Below are 24,001 nucleotides of genomic sequence, written 5' to 3' on the forward strand. Positions count from 1 at the left end.
TACTTTATGCTAAAACAGGCAGCTCAATAGCATAACGCGGCCCAGTGCGTGACAGCTGAGTTAATCAGCTGACGCTGTGCTTGCTAGAGAACCCATCAATTCGCAATATAGCGAACAGTTATCAGACCGTGCGAGGCAATAAAATGACCCTAGGTGTAGGCGGTTCAACCGCAGCAATAGAATTAGCAAAACTTTCCGACATGACCCAAGGTGTTGAGCCGATCACAGAGCAAGAGTATCGCCAACGCATTGCTAAGGCGCAGCAGATAATGCAAGCGCAAGGAATTGCGGCTATCTACCTTAATGCCGGGACCAATTTGTACTATTACACCGGGACCCGTTGGTATGCCAGCGAGCGTATGGTTGGCGCTATTTTGCCGGCACAGGGCGAGCTAGAGTACATCGCACCGGCGTTCGAGCTTGATACGCTTGAGGGCTTTATGGTGATTAAGGGTAAGGTTAACACCTGGCAAGAAGATGAAAGCCCCTATGCACTATGCGGCGATGCGATAGCGGCTATGGGTATCAGCCAAGGGGTTATTGGCATTGATGAATCGGCGGCTTTTTTCATTTTTGATGGATTACGTCAGGCCCATGCTCATTACCAATATGTCAATGCTAAACCCGTGACCGCGGGCTGCAGAATGATTAAATCTGCCACTGAACTCAGCCTGTTGCAGCGTGCTAAAGACATGACGTTAGAGGTGCATAAAGCTGCGGCACGTATTTTACGTGAAGGTATAACCGTTGCTGAGGTTGAAAGCTTTATTAATCAGGCGCACATTGCTGTTGGGGCACCAGCAGGTTCGTATTTTTGCATCGTATTATTTGGCGAAGACAGTGCCTATCCACACGGGGTTAAATCGCCTAAAGCGTTGGAGTTGAATGACACAGTACTGATTGATACCGGTTGCCAAGTACAGGGTTACAATTCAGACATTACTCGCACTTATGTTTTTGGTACCCCCAGCGAGCGTCAGCGCAGTTTGTGGCAGCATGAACAAGACGCACAGATTGCGGCCTTTGAAGCGGCGCAAATTGGTACTCCCTGTGCCGATGTAGACAAAGCGGCGCGGGTTGTTTTAGAGGCTGCAGGTTTTGGCCCTGGTTATGATATTCCGGGCTTGCCGCACCGTACTGGTCATGGTGTGGGCTTAGATATTCATGAATGGCCTTATCTGGTATTGAATGATAAAACACCATTGGCAGCGGGCATGTGTTTTAGCAATGAACCTATGCTTTGTGTACCGGGTGAGTTTGGTGTACGTCATGAAGATCATTTCTTTATGACTGATGATGGCCCACAATGGTTTACTGCACCGGCACACTCGATTGATGATCCATTTGGTTATGAGGCATAACTTGTTGGACTAGTGCTAATACTTATAGCTAGGTGTAAGCCCTTTCAAATTAGCACTGGCTAAATTATTAAAAAGCGACATGAACTTGATTCTTGTCGCTTTTTTTATCTTTTTATGACATTGAAATGACGCTCACCATCGGCCAGAGTTTTATGCTTTTAGTTGGCCGATTAATGATTGTTTATCTCCTTTTTTACCATTATTTTCCAATTTTTATAAAATAAGTTGTTGCATCTTTGTTAATTGTGGGTCTATGCTAATTACCGATGACAGCGTTGTCATCAAATAAAGTGGAAGGCAAACCAATTGAAAAGTTGGGACGCAAAGCTACCGGTCTAAGGGGAATATAGCCAATAGGGTCGCACTATTGTGCTACATCGGAAGTACCTAGGACAGCGGGGATGCCACAGGAAGTTTCTTCATAAATGAGTGCTGCTTAAATAGAACCGCAAAGGTCATTAAGTGCAGGAGTTTATGGTCTTAAGAGCAGATTTGTATTCTGTCATCGCTTTGTTTGCCTTATTGCTAATAGATAATTAGAAATAAGGATTTTTACCCTATGTTTAACGCAAAATCTAACATGACGACACCAAGCCTGTGCGCTTTGCTCGTCAGCTCGGTGCTATCTGGTGCCGCCTATGCCAACGCTCCTGGAAAGCCGACTATCGGCTGGGGAGAAACCAACTTTGCTATCATCGAAGTCAGCCAATCGGCTACCGCTTACGAGCAACTTATCACTGTAAAAGATGCTGCCAGTGTCGATGTAAATTGGAATTTATGGAGTGGCGATGTTGGTGACACCGCCAATGTACTGCTTGATGGTGTTACCGTATGGAGCGGGCCTTCAGCAGCGTCGGGTAGTGCAGTGTTTGATGTTAGCCAAGGTGGCCGTTATCAAATGCAGGTTGAGTTATGTAATGCCAGCGGCTGTACTCAAAGTGATGCCAAAGAGATTGTGGTAGCCGACACCGATGGTAGCCATTTAGCGCCATTGCAAACTGCACTGCAAGAAAACAATAAACCCTATGTCAACAAAACCGGCAAGGTGGTGGGGGCCTATTTTGTCGAGTGGGGCGTGTATGGTCGTAAGTTTCCGGTTGATAAAATTCCGGCGCAAAACTTAACTCATATTTTATATGGCTTTACCCCTATTTGTGGCGGCGATGGCATTAACGATAGCCTCAAAGAAATTGAAGGCAGTTTTCAAGCATTGCAACGTGCCTGTAGTGGCCGAGAAGATTTCAAAGTCGCCATTCACGATCCTTGGGCGGCGCTGCAAATGCCACAAAGTGGCGTCAGCGATTTTGGCGATCCCTACAAAGGCAACTTTGGCCAGTTAATGGCGTTAAAGCAGGCTTACCCTGATTTAAAAATTCTACCGTCGGTGGGTGGCTGGACCTTATCAGACCCGTTTTATTTCTTTGGTGACAAGGTTAAGCGAGACCGCTTTGTGGCATCAGTGAAAGAGTTTTTGCAAACATGGAAATTCTTCGATGGTGTCGATATCGATTGGGAGTACCCAGGTGGAGCAGGGGCTAATCCCGATCTTGGGGATCCAGTGAATGACGGCGATACCTATGTACTGTTGATGAAAGACCTGCGCGCGATGCTCGATGAGTTATCGGCAGAGACAGGGCGAACCTATGAGCTTTCTTCAGCTATCAGTGCGGGTCGTGAAAAGGTTGCCGTTGTTGATTATCAGGCTGCTCAGCAGTATATGGATTATATCTTCCTAATGAGCTACGACTTTTACGGTGGTTGGTCAAATACTGATTTGAATCACCAAGCTGCCTTGTATGCCGCGAGCTGGGATCCCGAGACTAAAAATACCGCTGATTTAGGTGTCAATGCGCTGCTTGCTCAAGGGGTGACGCCGGGCAAAATCGTTTTAGGTGCGGCGATGTATGGCCGTGGCTGGACCGGTGTCAGTGGCTACCAAGGTAATAATCCATTTACCGGCACCGCCACAGGGAAAGTTAAAGGCACCTGGGAAGATGGCGTGGTCGATTACCGCCAGATCGTCAATGAGTATCTAGGTGCTGGCTGGGAATATCAATATGATGAGATTGCCGAAGCACCTTATGTGTTTAAGGCGTCAACCGGTGACTTAATTACTTATGATGATCCTCGCTCAGTAACAGCTAAAGGCCAGTATGTCACAGCAAATCAGCTTGGTGGTCTATTTGCTTGGGAAATTGATGCCGATAATGGTGACATTCTTAATGCAATGCACGAAGGGTTAGGCCACGGTGAAGGCACTAATCCGCCAGCGAATAAAGCCCCGATTGCCAATGCGGGCGCGGCGCAAAATGTCACTGGCACAGTGGATGTTGTTTTAGATGGTAGCTTATCTCGCGATCCGGAAAATAAGGCGTTAACTTACGCCTGGCAGCAAACTTCCGGCCCAGCAGTGACCCTAGTGAACGCTGATTTAGCTGCAGCTAGTTTTGCTCTTATGGCAACAGAGACTGACACTCAATACGGTTTCAGTTTAACTGTGACCGATCCTGAAGGGCTCTCGGCTGTGGCTAGCACCACGGTTAACCATCTTGCCGAACAAGCTAATGGCGCGCCAGTGCTGAGTTTACCTGCTACCGCATCGGTGGTATCTGGCCAGAGTACGAGCTTGAGCGCTAGCGCATCCGACCCTGACGGTGATCCACTGACCTACAGCTGGTCAGTGCCAGCAGGCCTAGTGGTCAGCGGTGACACCACTGCTACCTTAGCGATTACCGCGCCAACAGTGACCGTTGATACCGATTACACCCTAAGTTTAACCGTCTCTGATGGGGCGTTAGATGCCAGTGCTCAAACGGTATTAACTGTAACGGCAGAAAGCACTGGAGGCTGTGATGTTAGTGACCCAGATGCACCCAACCATCCTGCTTGGGATGCAAGCACAGTCTATACAGGTGGCGATACTGTGAGTCACAATTGTTTAGTATGGCAAGCCAAATACTGGACTCAAGGCAACGAGCCAACAGTGAGTGCCGATGCTTGGGCGCTGGTGAGTAGTGTCGCAATGGGCTGGAATGCCAATGTTGCCTACAATGGCGGTGAAACCACTACCCACAATGGTCGCAGTTGGCAAGCCAAATGGTGGACCCGCGGTGAAGAGCCTGGTGTTGCCAGCGTGTGGACCGATATTGGTCCAGCTAACTAACGCTATTTAGCTCGCTCAACCTTGCTGGTGGCCAACCATCAGCAAGGTTTTTCTTGTTGATCATATTGAGTACTCTTCGATGAAATATCCCATACAGATCTTAGGTCTTGGCCTAAGTGCGCTAACGGCTGCACAAGTTGCGGCCGTGGAGCCGGTAATATTGACCCAAGCACAGGTCGATGCCACAGAAAACCAGCTAACTGACTTTCCTTTGATGCAAGCAGTAAAAGCGTCTATTGCTACCCGAGACAACTCCATTGTTGAAGCCGTTACGCCACTAAATTCCAACAACCCAGACAATGTTAGACGACTTGAATCGGTTTTTAGCCAAAGCCAATTTGAGTATTTATTTGCGCTGCGTGCACCTGAGTATACCTACCAAGGTTTGCTACAAGCCGCGGCTAAATTTCCCGCCCTTTGTGGCAGTTATGATGATGGCCGCGATAGCGAAGCCATATGTAGAAAGTCACTGGCAACCATGTTTGCTCATTTTGCCCAAGAAACGGGTGCGCATGATCAGTATCGCCCTGAGCCTGAATGGCGCCAAGGATTATATTGGGTGCGTGAAGTGGGCTGGGATGAGACCAAGCGCGGAGGTTACAACATGGAATGTAACCCAAGCACTTGGCAAGGACAGCAGTGGCCCTGCGGCACATTTGCTGATGGCAGTTATAAAAGCTATTTTGGCCGTGGGGCAAAGCAGCTTTCATATAACTACAACTATGGGCCGTTTTCTGATGCCATGTTTGGTGATGTCAGCGTGCTGCTTAACGATCCACAAAAGGTGGCTGATACTTGGTTAAACCTAGCTAGTGCGGTGTTCTTTTTTACCTATCCGCAGCCGCCAAAACCCTCTATGTTGCATGTGATAGATGGTACGTGGCAACCCAATAGTCATGATGCAACTAAGGGCTTAACCGCAGGGTTTGGTTTGACGACCCACATTATCAACGGCGGTATTGAGTGTGGTGCCGGCGCTGAAAAACCTCAGTCGCTAAATCGAATCAGTTATTATCAAGCTATCGCCCCATATCTTGGCGTGCCGATAGACAGTGGTGAGCAGTTAGGGTGTAAATCCATGCAACCATTCGATACCCAAGGCGCGGGAGCGATGGCGATTTATTGGGAGCAAGATTGGTCATATGTACCGGGTAATCCTAATGGTGGTAAAAGTTATGCTTGTAAGTTGGTTGGCTATCAAACTCGTTTTAGTGCATTTAAAGCTGGTGACTATGGCCAGTGTTTACAGCACTTTTTCCCTGAAGTGGTGATTGAAGGTCGTGGTGAACCAACGGATCCGACAGACCCAGTAGATCAAGCGCCAACAGCATTCATTACTGGGCCAGCGAGTGCCAGTAGCGGTGCGCAAATTCAGCTCTCTGCCGCGCAGTCGAGTGACCCTGAGCAAACGGCCTTAAGCTATCTATGGCAACTACCGTCAGGTGCTGTAGCTGCTGTTATAGATCAACCCACCCTGACGCTGACATTACCAACGCTAACCCAGAGCACGGTAATCTCAGTGATGGTGACGGTGACCGACGGGGCGGGGCTAAGTGATAGTGTTAGTCATAATGTGATGGTCAATGTCGATAGCAGCACGCCACCCGATGATGTGGCGGCTTATCAAGCCGGTACGGCTTATGCGGATGGTGATTTAGTGAGTAATATGGGTGGAGTTTACCAATGTAAACCTTTTCCCTATACCGCATGGTGCGGCGGTGCAGCTTGGGCCTACGAGCCCGGAGTAGGTGCGGCTTGGCAAGATGCCTGGATAGCCAAGTAGTTTGCCCAGTAGACTCAATAAAATCTATAGATAGCAAAAATGCGCCAAATGGCGCATTTTTGTTATTGATGACTCATTAAAACCGCGAGCGGTTTAGTCATCAATACTGATCAGTTCTACATCAAAAATAAGTACTGAGCCGCCGGCAATTTTACCTGCATTACGATTACCGTAAGCGAGGGTGCTAGGGATAAAGAAGCGCATTTTCTCACCTTCAACCATGAGCTGTACTCCTTCGGTCCAACCTTTAATAACGCGGTTAAGTGGGAAAGCGATAGGTTCATTACGCTCAACGGAGCTATCGAATACCGTACCATCGATTAGCGTGCCATGATAATGCACAGTGACGGTATCTGTGGCTTTAGGATGGCGCTCACCATCGCCCTTATTGAGGACTTTATATTGTAAGCCTGAAAGGGTTTCTACCACGCCTTCTTTAGTTTTGTTTTCTGCGAGGAAAGCATTGCCTAAAGCGATATTTTCTTTGGCTGCTTTTTGGTTATTCATCGAGCTGAAAAAATAAAAAATCACGCCGGCAAAAACGACGACTGCAAGTAGTACTTTCATGGGTAGTGGTCTTGTTCAAGTAACAGAGCGCCTATCATAACCAATCTCATTGTTTAGGCAAATAAAAGCCTGAATGGTGATCACTAAAAAGGACATTTAGGCTACAGCCTGACTACCAGTTCTTCACTCTATGCCAGCATCTTTACCGTGGAGTCAGTTCAATTAAGGCAATGCTTGGGTAAGTGGCTCACCTATCGGGGACGCTAGCAGCCCCAGCATCATGAGGTTAACTAACACAATAACAGCAAGCATTAGTCTAAAAGGCCGCTTTTGCGATTTGTGCCGTAACACGGACTGAGCGATGAGCGCCCCGGGCCAGCCACATCCGAGGGCAAGTAGATGCAGGCTGCGCTCTTTAACACGCCAATGACCTTTTCTTGCCGCAGATTTATCCCATGCGTACACAGCAAAGGTAATAATACTGCAGCCTAAATAGACGGCTGTGACTATCATTGGCAGCTTATTGAGGTAGCTGGCACATAGCAGCGCGCTGATAAACAGTAAACAAGCGATCACTTTACTATTCATCTTGCTGCGCTCGCACCATTGCTGATTCATTAAGTTGTTGCCAAACGAATAGGCTGTTGTAGCTAGGGTGAATATTGCTGAGATTAATGACGTGGTTTCCTTGCACCTTGGGTTAACTTCATGCCTCTACGGGCATTGGCTATTAATAGGCAGAGATTCGTCGCACCGGCCAGTAGCTCAACGCCTTGGACTAGGTAAAAAATCGTATCAAATTGCTGTGCCTGTGCCCATTGATTAAGCACGATAGCGCAGGGGACTAAAATCAACAAGCCATTGGCGGCAATGATCTTCATTGTTGCGAGTTTCTGCTGAATCAATTTGCCACGGCGTTTTTTGGCAAGCAGGTTGCCCGTTATGCCTGTTAGTGCCATCGCCGGAATCAAGATCCACAATCCTGGCCACACAACGGCAGCTTTGACTAAGGCTATGGTGGCATGACTGGCGACAAGCTCTGTGATTAGTGTGAGGCTAAAAAAGCTTGCAATGCATAAGGTTGCCACAATGGCGGCGCCGCGATGTAGGTGTAATATCATAACTCACTCCGATCTATATTTTGACAGTGTGTTGTCATAATATAGTTTTTTGACAGAATGCTGTCAAGTTTGACAGTGTGTTGTCATATTTGCTGGCAGTTGCTAAACTAGTTAGCCTAATGCAGCTAAAGGGCTGCCACTCAGTCGGCTAGGTGATAAGGGTATGGCTCAAACAGAAGGGTTTACGCAACTGGTATTAGGCGTTTTTAGACTAAACGGCTTGCTCATTAATGAAGGCGATAATTTGAGCCAACCACTAGGGTTAACCAGCGCTAGATGGAAGGTGTTGGGGGCGATTGAGCATGGTGGACAGACGGTTTCACAAATTGCCAAGGCCATGGGGCAAACCCGCCAAAGTGTGCAGCGTATTGCCAACGAACTGGAAAAGTTAGCGGTAGTTCGATTTGTGGATAATCCGCATCACAAAACGGCCAAGCTAATTGAACGAACGCCAAAAGGTGCTGAACTGTTTGAACAGCTTGCACTTATGTTGCCTGCGTGGAGTGAAGCGGCGTTAGCAGGGATTAGTGAACAGGAGCTGGCAACGACGTTAAAGGTCGTTGCCAAGCTGACGCAGCATTTTGAGCAGTCTTAATTCATTAGCTGCTTCTGGGTAGTGCCATTGCTATTTAGCAGGTTTAGCTGAGATCCATAATTTAATGTGGCCCGACACCACCACCGTATTGTTGGTGTCATAAGCGGTCACTTTAACCAGCATGTCGCCTTCTTGCCATTGATCGGGGGTGACTTCTGCAACACAACGAATGTCAGTACCCGCTTTGGCGGTGTAGTCAACGCTCATACCTTTTGGGATCCAACGTAGGTGTGCCGGAATGGATGCTTCAGCCATTACGCCCATTGCCATTTCGAGACCATTACAAATGGCAATGACATGGACGGTTTTTATGTGATTATGAACCCGTTTACCCTTGGTGATTTTACACTCGCAATAGTTAGGTCTTAATTCAGTGATCAATGGCTTAATGGTGCCGAAATAGGGCGCCATGCGAGACACCATGATAGAGAAGATTTTGTGTCCCCAAGGAAGACGCGTGACCTTGTTATACAGTCCCATGACTTTCGTCGTTTTACCGCTACCCATAGCAACTCCGTTATTATTTTTTGTTCTGGTCGGATGAGTTTACACGATTTTAACAATAAGAACAGGTGTTATGCCGTACTAGCATGTTGCTTCAAATGAAGAGACTTGTGTTACCTATGAAGTAAAGTTCACTTTCCTTTCACGGTACACAAGGTACAATTTGGCGGAATTTAAATGAAACTAAGGGTGATTTGTGAAATATCTGCTGACCTATTTTAAGGGAATGGCGATGGGGGCAGCTGATGTAGTGCCAGGTGTGTCAGGAGGTACTATAGCCTTTATTACTGGGATACTCGATACCTTATTGGAGAGTATTAAACGCATTAACCCGAGTTTAATCTCAGTGGTGAGATCTCAAGGCATTAAGGGCGCGTTTTATCATATTAATGGCCCATTTTTGGTGGCTGTGTTTGGCGGTATACTGACCAGCATTTTCAGTCTTTCAAAGTTAATTTCTTATTTACTGGTAACTTACCCCATTCCGGTATGGTCATTTTTCTTTGGGTTGATCTTAATCTCAGTCGTGCACATGTTGCGCCAAGTAAAAGGCTTTAGCCTGCTGCGGGCAAGTTTGTTTGTGATTGGAGTAGCATTTGCTTGGGGTATTACGATGTTTAACCCAATTGCCCTTGAGATGAGTTACCTAAATATCTTTTTTGCAGGCTGTATTGCCATATGCGCGATGCTATTACCTGGGATTTCAGGCAGTTTTATCCTGTTACTGCTGGGGCTTTATACTTCGGTGATTGGTGCGGTTAAGAGCTTTGATTTAGTGATTATCAGCTTGTTTGCGTTAGGCTGTATTTGTGGTTTGCTGACATTTAGTCATCTATTGAGTGCTTTGCTTAAGCGCTATCATGACGAAACTTTGGTGTTTCTTACCGGGTTAATGTTAGGCACATTAGGTAAAATATGGCCTTGGAAGCAGGTACTGACTTGGCGGGAAAATTCATCTGGTGAGCAAGTGCCGTTACTGGAAGCGAATTTAAGCCCGCTGGCGTTTGAGCAACTTACCGGCCAAAACCCACAGCTAGTCGCCGCCATTGTTGCTATGCTAGTCGGCATGGCTTTGGTGTGGGGGCTGGAGCAGTTTGCAGGCAAACAACACAAGGATGAAGTATGAACGCACGATGGATAATGGCCGTTACCGCTATCTTTTTAGCCGGTTGCGCAAATGATATAAGCTGGCAGTTAGACGATGTGGATGCTAATAGGCCAGAGCCTTTAGTTGAACCCGTTAATCCTATGGCTGATGATAATCAACGTATTTTAGATGATGCCAGGGAAAGAGACCGACTAAAATAGCGCTGACAGCGGTAAAAAGCCTAGCAATTGCTAGGCTTTTTGGTATTTGGATCTATGTTGCGCGTCAATTCTTAGCCCGCTTGGCGACTATTGTCGATGGTTTTTTTATCGTAGTATTCAAATGGAAATACGTTGCGGATGCGCTGGGTGATATCGTCACTAATATTGGCAGAGACATGTAATCTAACTGCGCCATTAAGCTTTTCAGCCCGCACTAATCCGGTTAGCTTTTCAGCTTTAGCCAGCGCCTTGCATTCGCGTTGAAACTTCTCTGGAATTTTGCCTTTATGTCGATCTAAACGGCCTTCTTTAAAGTGTAACTCAAACACGGTTAGCCCTTTTTTTCCGGAAAAAATCAGCTTATAGGCCAAGAAGAGTCCGCCTAAGATAAACAGGACTTTATAAACGGTTGGCGACATATGTTATTCCCTTATCAACTAGGTGCTTATGGTAAAGATACTCTGGCTAGCTTATTTTTGGTAGTAGCATAGATCATGTTTTTTAGTTTGAATTTTTTGTGAACCCTGACTAGACTGAAACTTGTACGGAGTGAGTTTACGGTCTTACATACCAGTTAAGGAAGACATTATGTATCTATCAAATGCCCAAAAGTGGGCCAAGTTATGCCATGATCAAGCTGAACTAATTGAAAGCCTTTCTGAAACATTCCCAGAGCGTCGAGAGCAACATGCTAATTTAGGTTTAAGCTGGCGCCGACTTGAGCAGCAGATTGTCAACGGGGTGAAACCTAAACTGTTTGATGTCGAGTAACAACAAAGACAGTTAATCGAACCTGCTAATGATAAAGCCGCCGAAAGGCGGCTTTTTTGTAATCAACAGGATATATTTTAATTTTCAATTAATCGGCTACTGCGTCGCCCTTGATCAAGTAGCTCTTTGGCTGCCAATTCAGCTGCATCTCGTTGGGCTTGTGTCGAACATTGCTTAGTTTTAATACGTGAACCTGTTTTAGCTACCTTTTCACATCGATATCCAGCATAGCGTGCTGATTTCTGATTTTCTGCATCACTATTTTCGGTTGTTTCAGTTGAGGTGTTCGCATGTTGGCTGTCTGATTCAGAGGTTGAAGCGCACCCAGTAAGCACTATTAGTGCTACTATCAAATTAGCTTTAATGAGTTTTATTAACATTATAGTCCCTTAATATTAAATTATGTCCTTGATAGAACAACAATATCAAATTAAGAAAATATAACTTTTGCTGCAAGTCTGTGTTTGTATCAAGCTCTTATGATTGTAAATAATTCTGCGCTCATAGTAGTTTAGTAGGGGGGGAATGATAACTATCTATGGAGCTTAAGGACTATTAATCAGTGGTTTACAGGGTTTTTGTTGTGTTTTTTTTATTGAAGTAGGTCAAAAGTATTAAAATTCTATTGGCTATTAGTATTGTTGACAGCGATTAAAGCTAAAGGTTTAGGCGTATGCGGCAGTTAGCTAGTTCAATTTGATTGAAGTTTACAGTGGCATTGAAGTAAATAAAAAACGACGAATGCTTTATATGATTCAAAAAAACCGCCGTTAGGCGGTTTTTTTGAGTGGCTTTTTATTGGCGTAAGAAGCTGACATCTTCAATCATTCGTGTACTTCGGCGACCTTGGTCGAGCAGCTCTTTTGCAGCAAGCTCTGCGGCTTCACGGTCAGCTTTAGTCGAGCAAGTTTTAGTCTTAATACGTGAGCCCGTTCTTGCTATTCTGTCGCAGCGATAACCTTCATATCGAGCGATTCTTCGCTGTTCTGCATCACTTAATGCATTAGAGTTATCGTCAGCTGCCGTTATGTTCTCATTAGTGTCTGCTATGGCTTGTTGATTGTTTGAGTCAGTAGTTGAACTGCAAGCAGTAAGTGCTAGTAATGCAATCAGTAAATTTGCTTTAATCAAATTATTTAACATCATAGTCCCTTAATATTAAATTATGTCCCTGGATAGAACGACAATATTAAATTAATCACATTTATTATTTACTACAAGCGTTTGGCGAGCTTTGAATCGGGGTTTTAGTCGTAGATGTAACAAAAATAGTATATTTGTAGGGGGAGGTTTCAGCGTAATTGAATGACTTGTCTTTGTAATTTACGCCAGTTCATGCTGTTTTTATAGGCTTAGCTATTTTTTGCGTCAACTAAAAGTATTAAATTGCTGGCCGTGCTATATTTTTATTAATTTTTTTGGGAAAGCTATTAAAAGCTTATTCATTGCTAGGCTTTTGTTAGCAATTTTATATGATATTTAATTGGAATGCTTTGAGGTAATTCATTTGGTCGGTTCTTCGTTAGTTTCGGTCCCATGGCTTGCGGCGCATATTGCCGATAGTTCGCTTATTGTATTGGATGTCAGCATGAGTAAGGTTGTGGGCAAAGAGCCTATCGTTTATCGCCACTTTAGTTGCATACCGGGCGCGATGAAACTTAGCTTAGAAACCGAGCTATACGATAGCAGCAGTGCGATGTTACATGCGATGCCAACCGCGGCGCAGTTTCACCAAGCTATCGCTGCTGTGGGGATAGGCCCTGAGAGTAAAGTGGTGCTGTACGATGACCAAGGAATTTATAGCTCGCCACGCGCTTGGTGGATTTTCAAGTCTATGGGCTTTAAGCAGGTTTACGTGTTAGATGGCGGCCTACCGCAGTGGATAGCAGCTGGACATGCCGTGGCGGATAACCATCGACCGCGCAGCACTGGTGCACTCGTTTTGCCGCCCCATGCGTACCAATTTGACGGTGACAGTGTTGTTAGTGCTGAACAGATCCACGCGGCAATAACCTCGACTGGCCTGCAAATTGTGGATGTGAGGGCCAACGGGCGTTTTCTGGGGAATACGCCAGAGCCTCGTCAAGGCGTGCGCAGTGGTCATATTCCGAGTGCAATCAATATCCCCTTTGCAGCGTTTTTTGATGGTCATTGCTTGCATGATAGCCAAAGACTTGCGGCAATTTTTAACCTGCAAGGGTTGAGTGCACAGCAGTTATTGGTGATGAGTTGTGGCTCAGGGATTACTGCCTGTATCGGCCTACTAGCCGCAAGTGAGGCTGGGTATCAGCAGCTTGCCTTATATGATGGTTCATGGGCGGAGTGGGGCAGTCTTGATGATATGCCGATTGAAACGCTTTAACGTTGGCAAAGCAAAGCACTTTTAACGCTGTAAAAGTGCTCCTTTGTGCAGGACCTATTTTTTACTGTCCATGTTCCATAGCACGCTTTGGTCGCTGCCCATGACGGTGGTTGGCATTTGTCCGTTCCACTGCTGGGCGCGCACGTATTCCACTAAGGTTTTCGATTCTCGCAGCGCTTCGGCCTTTTTCTGAATCGCTTCTGCTTCTGCTAAGCCTTTGAGTCGAATGGCTTCAGCTTCAGCAATGGCTTCAGTTTGAATTGCATAGGCTTTACCATCTGCGGTGGCCTTGGCCGCATCTCGTTTCGCATTTGCGGTGTTAACTTCACGTTGGGCTTCTAGGTTTTGTCGCTCTAGGCGATGCTTTTCTGCGGCGGCTAAGTTCTTTTCAGTCTGTTTAGTTTCAATCGACTGAATATACTTTTGGGGTAAACCTAAGTTTTCTAACTGGGCTGAGTCTAACTTCACCGGATAGTCTTTCATCTCTTCAACTAAGACATCTTCAATTTGGGCGATCACTTGGCCACGGTTTTGAATGATCTCTTCGGCTTTATAGCGTGCCAGGGCATCTTTGGCGGCTGAGCGTAATTTAGGGTCGAGTATGCGGGATTCGAATTGACTTAGGCCACCATAGCTTTTGAACAGATCAAATGCTTGGTCGCGATTGACGGTCCAGTTAATCGAGACTTCAGCGGTAACTGGCATTTGCTCGTGGGTAGAGGCGTTAAGTTTTTCAGAGTTTTTGCGGGTACGAATTTCTAATACTTCTACTTTATCAACAAAAGGTATTTTTACATGTAAGCCGGGATTGACTTGCTCGGTTGCTTCGCCAAAGCGTTTAATGATGCCGACATGGCCTTCATCAACGGTATATAAAGTTTGGAATAAAGTGCTGATAACAATCAGCCCACCAATGACAGCAATAGCGGCGCCTTTGCCTTTGGTTTTTATATTTTGTTGTGGGCCATTTTTTTTCAATAAATCCATTTCATTTCCCTGTTAGACTAAATCCGTGGTTGGCAAGGTTTGCCAGCTAAGCAGCATCCTAACTGATTAACATGATTAGTCAATATGGTTGATTTCATGGAGTAAAACCCTTGTGTTGGCCATTTGTCATCTCCCGTCCCATCTTGCATCCATGGTTAGTTGCGTGACAGCCTACGGCAGACTAAAACCCTGAACCTATTTGAAAATATATGGCGCTATCTTCGTCACTTCGGGCCACATCAATCCCCATATGTAAGCCGTAGCGGCGGGCAATTTGATAGCGAAAACCGCTGCCATAAGCGCTAATGGTTTGTGCGCTACTGCCTAGGTTAGTCTGCTCTTTGGTATGGCCTTGGCCATAGAAAGCCGATACTAACCAACGATGGTTAATGTGGTACATCAGCTGCGCTTGTGCGGTCAGCACTTCATCGCCTTGATAACGGTAGGCGGGTGCACCGCGCAGTTTGACATAAGGGCGTACCGTGGGTGGCAGTTGCTGGTTATCACTGTATAGGCCTTGGTAACTACCTGCGAATGCCACAGTCCATCGTTGATTGACAGGTAAGTAGTATTCGGCGTTTACCTCTGCAGTGTCGTAGTTTTCATCGCTACCGAAAGACTGCCGATAAGCCATATATTGCGCATCAATGAGGTAGCCATCTTTTGGGAAGAAATGGTTATCGCGTTGGTCAAATTCTGCGGTGAGTCCTATGGCTGACTGGGCTGTCGCGTCACCAAGATAGCGCTGCAGTAGCAAGTCTACCAAAGCGTTAGATGAAGAAACCGATGATTGGCTATAGCTTTGTTTTACGCCCAGCATGAGCTGGGTTTTAGCAACACGAAACTGTAAATGCTGCACTGCAAGAAAGCCTTCGGTGGTGGTGTCGAAGCCGATAGCATTTTCTGGCGGCATCAGGCCGCCTAAGTCGGAGTAGATAGCTAAGTTGGCTTTGCCATAGCCCCCAAGCCCAGTGTAGCGAATGCTATCATTGAGCCATGAATGACGATGACCCGCAAAACCTATCCAAGTCCCATTGTCGGTGCCTGCGCCACCAACAACCGTTATGGCTGGGGTCATGAGATTCGCGCCGCCATCTAGACGCTGCGCCGCTTGCTGCTGTCTTTGTTGTTTTTCTTGTTCATTCTCATGCAAAAATACCCCAGCAACACCGCCACCGATACCCAGTGCGGGTTCTGTCAGTAAAATGGGGACAGGCAAAAAGCCATAGGCATTTTCAGCTAAGTACTCACCCATATCGAACTGGCCGTCGAGGGGGTCGGTAAAGGAGATGGCCATTGCTGAGGCTATTGGCGCGCTCATCAGTGTTAACAATAGACCGAGTTGTTTGATTGCCATTTGTTCTCTCATCATCTGCGGACGCGGCTACCGGGAGCTTTAATAGCAGCGCACCAGCCTTAATTAAGCTGGCCAGTGTAGCTTTGATGGGCTAACGATATAACTCGCTTATGATGGATCCTGTCATCGGTTTAGGCTAAAGCGGTTTGATTTGCGGGGTTATTTGGATAGCTAAAGAGGGGGCATGGATATTTGTTTGTGATAACCAGTGGCTCTGCTAACCAAGCCCCCGCGGTTGCTAGGTGATTTTAGGTTCTCGGCTGGTGATGCTATCGACAATCGTTTTCTTAATCGAGATGACTTGCTTATTGTGTGGGGACCAGAGGGCGATGGGTACTTTAACGTTATCTTTAATTTGAGCGCTGTGGATCTCAACTAAATTGCTGGTGACGTATTCTGACTCGAGAATGGTTCTGGGGAGCAGTGCCCAACCTAAGCCTTCTTGGACAAATTTAATCACTAGGGCGAGCTGATCAATGATTTCATACTCGGCCGACAGAATCACTTTTTCTGCCATATCATCATCTAATAAAGATTTGACCACCAGTTGTTTACTGTTCTTCATGGCGGTGAGCATTTCGCTGCTTTCACACTGGGTTAATGGGTGGTTGTTGCCAACAAACAAAGAGAAGTCCATATGCCCCAAAAAGGTAAAGTCGATGCTATTAATCAACTTACTCTTGTGCACATTTACAATCCCGAAATGAATGCTGCCATCTTGGATACCTTGTTTAATTTCCGGTTGAGTTCGCACAATAAAATTCACTCGCATGCTGGGGTAGGCGGCTGTGAGTGATTTACGAATGTGCGACAGCAAGGTATGTGGCAAAAAGCTGGCATAAGCGATAGTGATAGAGGCTAATTGCTCGTAAGACAGGCTTAAGGCGACTTTGTCGAAAGTTCTTGCTTGTTCAACAACTTGGTTTGCGTAGTGATAGAGTAAGGTCGCCTCTTCGCTTGGCTCTACCTTGCGACCAACCCTGTCAAATAGCGCAATGGCTAATTGATCTTCAAGGTTAGTGATAACTTGGCCAACCGTAGTGCGGTGACGGTCGAGCTTAGCCGCTGCTTGACTAAATGAGCGTTGCTCGTAAACCGCAACAAAGGTAATTAACTGCTCTAAGCTGAAGTTCATCTTTTTCCTCTGCCAAAATCGCCTGAACTGAGCATATATTAGCGCCATCATTGCATATTGTCGCTTTTTTTGCAGGGTTTGATCCTGCATATGCGATTCAGTATAGCTTATTGAGTCAGTTATCATTGTGGCAATAACGTGACGATTAACGCTTAAAACCGCTTAAGCCGTTGATTCAATCGCTGAGAGAGTACCACCCGAAACTGTGCAGTCATCAACAGTGCGTGGGTGTTTCAGCCAACTAACCAATCTATTCATACACAGATATGTGCTTGAAAATTAACTAACAATGTATGGGAGTGAGCTAGTTAACTTAGCTTGCTGAGTGACGTATGCCGCATGAGTTTATTTTAGGTGAAATCTATTTGCCGCCACTATTGGTTGTTTGTGCCATGGCATACATTTCTATGCTGGTGGTGATGCAAATACTGTCACGGCTGGATTGGCTTAAGTATTTTGCTATGCCCGCATTACTAGAAGTGTCTCTGGTGGTGATTTTTGCTAGCGCCATTAGCAAACTCATCGCGATTTAATAGGTAACAGAAGATGAAAAAACAGTTAGCCACTATGACGGTGGTGATTATCGCTATGATGTGCCTGTCGCAGGCCTATAGCCATTACTTTTCAAACCCTTGGACGCGAGATGGCCAGGTACGTGCCCACATTATCCAGATCACCCCAAGAGTCACCGGTCCCGTGACGCGATTGCATGTGGGTGATGATGAGTATGTCCGCAAAGGAGATTTGCTGTTTGAAATTGAGCCGAGTCTTTATATTGCCGCATTGGCTAATGCTAAAGCCAATGAGCTGCAAGCATCGGCGTTACTTGAGAAAGCGCGCAACGAAAGTGCCCGTATTACCGCGTTAGAAACATTAGAGAAAGGCACTGTTTCAACCTTAGATTTAAACAATGTCCATAATGCAGTCAAAACCGCTGAAGCCAACTTAGCTGCAGCGGCCGCAGTGGTCGAACAGGCCAGGTTGAACCTGGATTTTACCAAAGTGATCGCGCCCACCTCTGGCTATATCACTAACTTGAATTTACGTGTGGGCGCGCAAGTGGTGGCTAACTCCCCAGTTGTGGCTTTGATCGATGCCAACAGTTTTTGGGTTGAGGGCTTCTTTAAGGAGACTGATCTACAAGGCGTGCAAACGGGTGATATTGCGATGGTAACCTTAATGATGAACCCAGATGAGCCAATGCCAGCAGTGGTAACGAGTGTGGGTTATGGTATCGCCAAAGCCGATGGCAGTACCGGCAATACCTTGCTGCCTAATGTTAATGCCAATTTTCAGTGGATACGCTTAGCGCAGCGGTTACCCGTAAAAGTCAGCTTACTTGATGTGCCCGCTGATGTGCAGTTACGGGTAGGGACCACCGCCTCGGTATTGATTGCTAAATCTGTCGGTCCGCAATAGGGGTTAACCGATGCTGAGCTTATCCACCAAAGAAGCCATCAAAGTCGCCTTGTCATTTTCGTTGGCGATCATCATCGCCTTGGCGCTAGGCTGGGATAAGCCCTACTGGGCTGCCGTTACAGTGATAGTGTTGGTGATGAATGAGACATTTGCGCATTCGATTAAAACCGCGCGTGATCGAGTTTTAGGCACCTTGTTCGGCATAGGCGCAGCATTGGTACTCATTATTAATTTTGCCCAAGAGCCGCTACTGTTTTTAACCTGTTTTATCGGCTTTGCTGGCTTATGTACCTACCTGTCATTTAACTATCACTACGGCTACATTTTCAAAATCGGCTTTATGGTGTGCGCGATTGTTAGCTGTATTGGCTCCTTTGACGGCGCTGCCACTTTTAATATTGCGATTTTACGGATCCAAGAGACATTGCTTGGTGTTTGCGTGTTTTCAATGGTGTATCGGTTTTTATGGCCGGTGACCAGCGAATCGCGTTTTTTTGCTGCACTGGCAGCGGTTGTAGCTCAACAGCGTCAATTAGAGCAAGCGCTGTACGGTGCGATGGCAGGCGATGGGGAGCAAGCGCTAGACAGCAAAACCATTGCTGGCTTTGAAAGCTTACATAAAATGAGCTTAATACTGGGGTTACCGTTAACCGATAGTTTGCATTTAAAGGCTAACAAACAGCAGTGGCAAATGGTGATTCGGGTGCTGTATGACAACGGCCTGCTACTGCAACGGCTGGCCTATCAATTTAATCAAACTGAGCCTGGCCTGTCGTTTCGTCAACAGACTAATTTTTACTCGCAAACGCTATTGTCTTCGTCAAGATTGATGTTAGTGGAAGATGCAATGGCGCAGCCGCAATTGAGTATCGATATCGTTAATCATCGTCACAGTAAAGGTGTGATTAGTTGGCAAGAGCTGCAAGAGCAATTTGCGCAGCCACTGGATAGGAAAAGCCACGCCATTGACGCGCTAATGGCGATGCTATGTATCACTAGTTGCTATGGTTTTTGGTTGTGGACGGCGTTTCCTGGCGGGGTGATGTTTCCTATGGTTGTCGCCTCTTTGAGTGTCACTATGGCAGCAATGCCGACAACGATTTTAGGCGACGTGGCTAAAGGCTTACCGCTTTGGACAGCCCTAATATTAACTCAGTATGTGTTGTTACTGCCCACGCTCACCGAAGCTTGGCAGCTAGGCTTGTTTTACTTTATTAACTGCTTTGCCATCTGGATGCTATGCCAATCACCGCGATTGATGTTGCAACGCATGTTAGCTGGAAATTTACTGGTTTTGTTAACGGTGAGCGCACTGAGTACCACCCCAAGTTATGACATTAGTATTGCCCTGAACATGTTAGTGGATTTAAGTGTGGCACTGGTGGCTATAGTGTTTTTCATGAGGTTGTTTCAGCCGTTAAGGTCCTAGTATTACAATAAAGCCTGCAGATAATGCGGGCTTTTTCATATAGATTGCTTTGCCTCTCCCAGACTCAAGCTGTGAGTACAAGAGACGACGATCATGGGTTATACAAGGGAGCTTGAATTTCAGGCACAAAAAAGCCCGCAGATTAATGCAGGCTTTTCTGTTTAAATTGGTGGCCCCTCCCAGACTCGAACTGGGGACCTGACGATTATGAGTCGTATGCTCTAACCAACTGAGCTAAGGGGCCGACTTAAGATAGTCGTCACTATCGAAAGCGCAGAGAAGTATACGAGGTTTAAAAGCGCTTGTCACCTGTGTTTTAGCCTGAAAACCCAAGTTTGAATTCAATTGCTTATCTGTTGTGCAATCTCTTTGCTTTTAGTCCAAAAAACACCAATAAAAAAGCCAACCGCGAGGTTGGCTTTTTTGTCTAGGTTTAGTCTTTCGTATCGAAAAAGTCTTATTCGTCTAAGAACGACTTTAAGATTTCTGAACGCGATGGGTGACGTAATTTACGTAGTGCCTTCGCTTCAATCTGACGAATACGCTCACGGGTTACGTCAAACTGCTTGCCCACTTCTTCTAAGGTGTGGTCAGTGTTCATGTCGATACCAAAACGCATACGCAGTACTTTAGCTTCACGGGCTGTTAGGCCTGCTAGCACTTCGTGGGTCGCGTTTTTCAAGCTTTCGCCTGTTGCTGAGTCCAATGGTAGCTCGAGGGTAGTATCCTCGATAAAATCACCTAAGTGCGAATCTTCATCATCGCCGATAGGGGTTTCCATTGAGATTGGCTCTTTAGCAATCTTCAATACCTTGCGGATCTTGTCTTCAGGCATCAACATGCGCTCTGCAAGCTCTTCAGGTGAAGGCTCACGACCCATCTCTTGCAGCATTTGGCGCGAGATACGGTTTAGCTTGTTGATGGTTTCAATCATATGCACCGGAATACGGATAGTACGGGCTTGGTCAGCGATTGAACGCGTAATAGCCTGACGGATCCACCAAGTTGCATAGGTCGAGAACTTATAACCACGACGATATTCGAACTTATCAACCGCTTTCATCAAACCAATGTTACCTTCTTGAATCAGATCCAAGAACTGTAGACCACGGTTGGTGTACTTTTTAGCGATAGAGATTACTAGACGTAAGTTCGCTTCAACCATCTCTTTCTTAGCGCGGCGAGCTTTAGCTTCACCGATAGACATACGACGGTTGATATCTTTAATGGCCGCAATCGCAAGACCGGTTTCAACTTCAATGGCATCTAGCTTAGCGCGGCAACGTTTAACATCGTCTTCTACCATCTCTAAGCCTTCTTTATAAGGCTTATTAGCAGCGATTTCTTCGTCAAACCATGCAATTGAGCTTTCGTTTGAGGTATAGACCTTAACGAAGTTTTTCTTTGGCATTTTCGCTTGTTCAACACATAGCTTCATGATCAAACGCTCTTGAATGCGGACTTTGTCCATCATTTCGCGCATGTTCTTTACTAGGCGGTCAAACTGCTTAGGTACTAAGCGGAACTCTTTGAAAATTTCACCGATAACAAATAATGCACCGGTTGATTCTGGATGTTCGCGACCTTTCTTAGCAATGGTGCTTAACGCATGCTCGTGGGCTTCTCTTAACTGAGTAAAGCGCTCGCGAGCTTCCTCCGGGCATGGGCCCTTTGGCGTATCATCTTCGTCATCTTCGTCTTCATCTTCATCATCATCTTCGTCATCAAGATCTTCGTCAGATAATTCAGAACCAACGTGTGTCGCGGTTGGCGCCACATCTTCAGCATTAGGGTCAACAAATCCAGAGATAATATCAGATAGTCTGATCTCTTCGGCTTCGTAACGATCATACTGCTCAAGGATCATTGAGATCGCTTGTGGGTATTCAGCCACAGAGGCTTGAACAGTATTAATCCCTTCTTCAATACGTTTAGCGATAACAATTTCGCCTTCACGTGTAAGAAGTTCAACGGTACCCATTTCACGCATGTACATACGTACTGGGTCCGTGGTACGGCCAAGTTCAGCTTCTACCGTAGCAAGTGCCGCTGCGGCTTCTTCTGCAGCATCTTCATCAGTGCTGTCTTCAGACATCATCATGTCATCAGCATCCGGCGCCTGTTCATAGACGCGAATACCCATGTCATTAATCATCTGGATAATATCTTCGATCTGGTCGGAATCGACCATATCTGCAGGTAAGTGATCGTTCACCTCTGCATAGGTTAAATAACCTTGCTCTTTACCTTTGGCTAGCAACAATTTGAGTTGCGACTGCGGAGTATGATCCATAGATATCATCCAAGTTGGGTAACTGTTACAACGACGGGCAATTTTGCCGCGCAAATCGTCAATTATAGCCTTGTGTTGTTTGCTGTGCTAGTGCAAGTGTCGAATTTTGAGACAAAAATTGCCTTAATGTCGACCTTGCATCACTGCAATTAGCTTTTGTAGCTGAATCCGTTCTTCTTTAGAATGGTTCTGCTTTAAGCTTAGCTCCTGATAACGTTGTTCAATATATTGATTGTTCAACCATACCAGGGCTTTTTTAAACTCTTGAGCCAAGTTTTCATCCGCCACTTGATGTTCCCATTGGGTTAGTTTCTTCAGAGTGGCTAATTGCTCTTCACCTCTGAATTGTTCAAGTAGTTGTGCGCTGTTAATCTCGGTGTCGCGAGTTATATCTAATAAGTTGATCAGTAGTGCTATACCGTTCATCTTGATATGTTGTAGTGCTGGTTGTATCGGTAATCCATTGCCTAACTTGGGGTGCTGTACCAACAAGGCAATGGCTAATCGCAATGGGGTACCGCGCCCTTTCAGCGCTTTGTTTTTTAATGGCTTATTGTCGTTCTGTCCTTTAAAGCCAAGTTTACGCTTGAGTTCTTCTGCGCTGTTCATACCTAACTTGTAGGCTAAGTTTTCCAGCAGCAAACTCTGTAATACTGTGTCTTGTACTTTCTCGATTAACGCCATAGCTTGTTTGGCTAAGGTGCCTTTATCGGTGCCATATTTGGCCGCCAAGGTTTCAAACAGAAACTCTGGCAGCAATTTGGCATTACTCACTAGTTTTTCAAACTCGGTCTTACCAATCTGCCGGACTAGTGAATCAGGGTCTTCGCCTTCAGGTAAAAACATAAATTTTACTTGGTCGCCGGGTTTAATCAGCGGTAGCGCCGTTTCTAGTGCTCGCCAAGCGGCTTCACTACCGGCTCTGTCACCGTCGTAGCAACAAATCACCTCTTTGGCAGTACGCAGCAGAAGCTGAAATTGTTCAGCGGTGGTTGCGGTGCCCAAAGAAGCGACGGCGTAATCGACATCAAATTGTGCCAATGCAACAACATCCATGTAGCCTTCAACAATCAGTACATGTTGTGGGTCACGGTGACGTTGCTTTAATTCATAAAGGCCGTAGAGTTCGTGGCCTTTATGAAATATGGGCGTTTCTGGAGAATTCAAGTACTTTGGCGTACCTTCTCCTAATACTCGCCCACCAAAACCAATTACTCGACCACGACGGTCACGAATGGGAAACATTAATCTGTCGCGAAAGCGATCGTAGCGTTTGCCGTTATCGTTCTCGATCACCATTCCTGCGGTGAGCAATTTGTCTTGTGAATCTTGGTTTTGTCGATATCGACTTAACAATCCATCCCAACCATCGGGTGAAAAGCCGATGTTAAAGTGGTTTACCACTTCGGTGGATAGGCCCCTTTGGGCTAAATAGTCGACGACTTTTTGTTTGTCTGGATGTTGCTTGAGTTGATTTTGATAAAATAAACTCGCTTCTTCCATTAATTGGTACAGGTCGCGACTGAGTCCTTCATCGCGGCGTTTACCGGTGCCTTGTTCGTGGGGGACGGCTAATCCAAGCTGTCCGGCCAGTTCTTCAATGGCGTCGACAAATTCTAATCGGTCATATTCCATGACAAAGTCAATGGCATTACCGTGAGCACCACAGCCAAAACAGTGATAAAACTGCTTATCTCGACTTACTGTGAACGACGGAGACTTTTCACTGTGGAAAGGACAACAGGCAGAGTGGTTTTTACCTGCTTTTTTTAGCGGTACCTTAGCGTCGATAAGATCGACAATATCGGTTCGAGCAACGAGCTCATTGATAAAATCACGCGGAATCGCCATTTATCGTCAATATCACCTTAACGCAGCTAAAACATAATCAGTATAAACAAACAAG

General features: G+C 46.0%; 23 protein-coding genes, 1 tRNA gene and 1 riboswitch. Of the genes, 11 read left to right on the top strand and 13 right to left on the bottom strand.

Going from position 1 to position 24,001, the window contains the following annotated elements:
* Positions 1-143 precede the first annotated feature (143 nt).
* The 3 genes from FLM48_RS04980 (at position 144) to FLM48_RS22845 (ending at position 6,307) form a co-directional block, all read left to right on the top strand.
* Positions 144-1,361: a Xaa-Pro peptidase family protein gene (locus FLM48_RS04980; protein ID WP_179023884.1), complete on the top strand. Its 1,218-nt coding sequence runs from the start codon at positions 144-146 to the stop codon at positions 1,359-1,361.
* Between the two features lie 286 nt (positions 1,362-1,647).
* Positions 1,648-1,770: riboswitch (cyclic di-GMP riboswitch) on the top strand.
* 150 nt (positions 1,771-1,920) lie between these two features.
* Positions 1,921-4,524, top strand: coding sequence for a glycosyl hydrolase family 18 protein (locus FLM48_RS04985; protein ID WP_179023886.1), 2,604 nt, complete (start codon positions 1,921-1,923; stop codon positions 4,522-4,524).
* A gap of 79 nt (positions 4,525-4,603) precedes the next feature.
* A complete protein-coding gene (locus FLM48_RS22845; RefSeq protein ID WP_179023888.1) occupies positions 4,604-6,307 on the top strand; it encodes a glycoside hydrolase family 19 protein in 1,704 nt (567 codons plus the stop codon).
* A 93-nt stretch (positions 6,308-6,400) separates the two neighbouring features.
* Here the strand turns inward: FLM48_RS22845 and FLM48_RS04995 are convergent, their stop codons facing one another.
* From FLM48_RS04995 to FLM48_RS05005, 3 genes are all read right to left on the bottom strand, one after another.
* A complete protein-coding gene (locus FLM48_RS04995) occupies positions 6,401-6,874 on the bottom strand; it encodes an FKBP-type peptidyl-prolyl cis-trans isomerase (RefSeq protein ID WP_028774314.1) in 474 nt (157 codons plus the stop codon).
* 162 nt (positions 6,875-7,036) lie between these two features.
* Complete coding sequence (locus FLM48_RS05000; protein WP_179023890.1) at positions 7,037-7,432, bottom strand: DUF1294 domain-containing protein; 396 nt, start codon at positions 7,430-7,432, stop codon at positions 7,037-7,039.
* Between the two features lie 53 nt (positions 7,433-7,485).
* Positions 7,486-7,935: a hypothetical protein gene (locus FLM48_RS05005; RefSeq protein WP_179023892.1), complete on the bottom strand. Its 450-nt coding sequence runs from the start codon at positions 7,933-7,935 to the stop codon at positions 7,486-7,488.
* 163 nt (positions 7,936-8,098) lie between these two features.
* On the opposite strand from FLM48_RS05005, the gene FLM48_RS05010 reads away from it, so the two are divergent.
* Positions 8,099-8,530, top strand: a complete 432-nt coding sequence (locus FLM48_RS05010) for a MarR family winged helix-turn-helix transcriptional regulator (RefSeq protein WP_179023894.1) — start codon at positions 8,099-8,101, stop codon at positions 8,528-8,530.
* Positions 8,531-8,560: 30 nt separating this feature from the next.
* On the opposite strand, the gene FLM48_RS05015 is transcribed toward FLM48_RS05010, so the two are convergent.
* Positions 8,561-9,037, bottom strand: a complete 477-nt coding sequence (locus FLM48_RS05015; protein WP_028774311.1) for a hotdog fold domain-containing protein — start codon at positions 9,035-9,037, stop codon at positions 8,561-8,563.
* Between the two features lie 193 nt (positions 9,038-9,230).
* Between FLM48_RS05015 and FLM48_RS05020 the strand changes: the two genes are divergently transcribed.
* Positions 9,231-10,160, top strand: coding sequence for a DUF368 domain-containing protein (locus FLM48_RS05020; protein ID WP_179023896.1), 930 nt, complete (start codon positions 9,231-9,233; stop codon positions 10,158-10,160).
* Positions 10,157-10,342, top strand: a complete 186-nt coding sequence (locus FLM48_RS05025) for a hypothetical protein (protein ID WP_179023898.1) — start codon at positions 10,157-10,159, stop codon at positions 10,340-10,342. Before FLM48_RS05020 ends, FLM48_RS05025 begins: the two co-directional genes overlap by 4 nt.
* 71 nt (positions 10,343-10,413) lie before the next feature.
* On the opposite strand, the gene FLM48_RS05030 is transcribed toward FLM48_RS05025, so the two are convergent.
* Positions 10,414-10,761 (bottom strand): DUF3634 family protein, encoded by a 348-nt coding sequence (locus FLM48_RS05030; protein ID WP_179023900.1) that lies wholly within the window; start codon positions 10,759-10,761, stop codon positions 10,414-10,416.
* Positions 10,762-10,930: 169 nt separating this feature from the next.
* On the opposite strand from FLM48_RS05030, the gene FLM48_RS05035 reads away from it, so the two are divergent.
* Complete coding sequence (locus tag FLM48_RS05035) at positions 10,931-11,113, top strand: hypothetical protein (RefSeq protein WP_179023901.1); 183 nt, start codon at positions 10,931-10,933, stop codon at positions 11,111-11,113.
* Between the two features lie 77 nt (positions 11,114-11,190).
* Here the strand turns inward: FLM48_RS05035 and FLM48_RS05040 are convergent, their stop codons facing one another.
* Together FLM48_RS05040 and FLM48_RS05045 are read right to left on the bottom strand one after the other, a co-directional pair.
* Positions 11,191-11,493 carry a hypothetical protein gene (locus FLM48_RS05040; RefSeq protein WP_037471437.1) on the bottom strand — a complete coding sequence of 101 codons (303 nt, stop codon included), beginning with the start codon at positions 11,491-11,493 and terminating at the stop codon, positions 11,191-11,193.
* A gap of 415 nt (positions 11,494-11,908) precedes the next feature.
* The gene (locus tag FLM48_RS05045) at positions 11,909-12,259 is read right to left on the bottom strand and encodes a hypothetical protein (RefSeq protein ID WP_179023903.1); all 351 of its coding nucleotides are present in this window, start codon (positions 12,257-12,259) and stop codon (positions 11,909-11,911) included.
* A 361-nt stretch (positions 12,260-12,620) separates the two neighbouring features.
* Between FLM48_RS05045 and FLM48_RS05050 the strand changes: the two genes are divergently transcribed.
* A complete protein-coding gene (locus tag FLM48_RS05050; RefSeq protein ID WP_256871126.1) occupies positions 12,621-13,475 on the top strand; it encodes a sulfurtransferase in 855 nt (284 codons plus the stop codon).
* Positions 13,476-13,529: 54 nt separating this feature from the next.
* On the opposite strand, the gene FLM48_RS05055 is transcribed toward FLM48_RS05050, so the two are convergent.
* The 3 genes from FLM48_RS05055 to FLM48_RS05065 all read right to left on the bottom strand — a co-directional run bounded on the left by FLM48_RS05055 (position 13,530) and on the right by FLM48_RS05065 (position 16,954).
* A complete protein-coding gene (locus FLM48_RS05055; RefSeq protein ID WP_028774304.1) occupies positions 13,530-14,462 on the bottom strand; it encodes an SPFH domain-containing protein in 933 nt (310 codons plus the stop codon).
* Between the two features lie 181 nt (positions 14,463-14,643).
* A complete protein-coding gene (locus tag FLM48_RS05060) occupies positions 14,644-15,819 on the bottom strand; it encodes a BamA/TamA family outer membrane protein (RefSeq protein ID WP_179023905.1) in 1,176 nt (391 codons plus the stop codon).
* 238 nt (positions 15,820-16,057) lie between these two features.
* Positions 16,058-16,954, bottom strand: a complete 897-nt coding sequence (locus FLM48_RS05065; protein WP_179023907.1) for a LysR family transcriptional regulator — start codon at positions 16,952-16,954, stop codon at positions 16,058-16,060.
* Between the two features lie 332 nt (positions 16,955-17,286).
* On the opposite strand from FLM48_RS05065, the gene FLM48_RS05070 reads away from it, so the two are divergent.
* Genes FLM48_RS05070 through FLM48_RS05080 form a run of 3 tightly spaced genes read left to right on the top strand, consistent with a single transcriptional unit; the run spans position 17,287 to position 19,802 of the window.
* Positions 17,287-17,487 carry a DUF1656 domain-containing protein gene (locus FLM48_RS05070; protein WP_028774301.1) on the top strand — a complete coding sequence of 67 codons (201 nt, stop codon included), beginning with the start codon at positions 17,287-17,289 and terminating at the stop codon, positions 17,485-17,487.
* A gap of 13 nt (positions 17,488-17,500) precedes the next feature.
* Positions 17,501-18,373, top strand: coding sequence for an HlyD family secretion protein (locus tag FLM48_RS05075; protein ID WP_179023909.1), 873 nt, complete (start codon positions 17,501-17,503; stop codon positions 18,371-18,373).
* Positions 18,374-18,383: 10 nt separating this feature from the next.
* Positions 18,384-19,802, top strand: a complete 1,419-nt coding sequence (locus FLM48_RS05080) for an FUSC family protein (RefSeq protein ID WP_179023911.1) — start codon at positions 18,384-18,386, stop codon at positions 19,800-19,802.
* Positions 19,803-19,969: 167 nt separating this feature from the next.
* Here FLM48_RS05080 and FLM48_RS05085 read toward each other — a convergent pair.
* The 3 genes from FLM48_RS05085 to dnaG all read right to left on the bottom strand — a co-directional run bounded on the left by FLM48_RS05085 (position 19,970) and on the right by dnaG (position 23,946).
* Positions 19,970-20,046: transfer RNA gene (locus FLM48_RS05085), tRNA-Ile, on the bottom strand.
* Positions 20,047-20,259: 213 nt separating this feature from the next.
* The gene (rpoD, locus tag FLM48_RS05090) at positions 20,260-22,095 is read right to left on the bottom strand and encodes an RNA polymerase sigma factor RpoD (protein WP_157577635.1); all 1,836 of its coding nucleotides are present in this window, start codon (positions 22,093-22,095) and stop codon (positions 20,260-20,262) included.
* 123 nt (positions 22,096-22,218) lie between these two features.
* Positions 22,219-23,946: a DNA primase gene (dnaG, locus tag FLM48_RS05095; protein WP_179023913.1), complete on the bottom strand. Its 1,728-nt coding sequence runs from the start codon at positions 23,944-23,946 to the stop codon at positions 22,219-22,221.
* Positions 23,947-24,001 lie beyond the last annotated feature (55 nt).

The organism is Shewanella sp. Scap07 (assembly GCF_013394145.1).
GTDB lineage: Bacteria > Pseudomonadota > Gammaproteobacteria > Enterobacterales > Shewanellaceae > Shewanella > Shewanella waksmanii.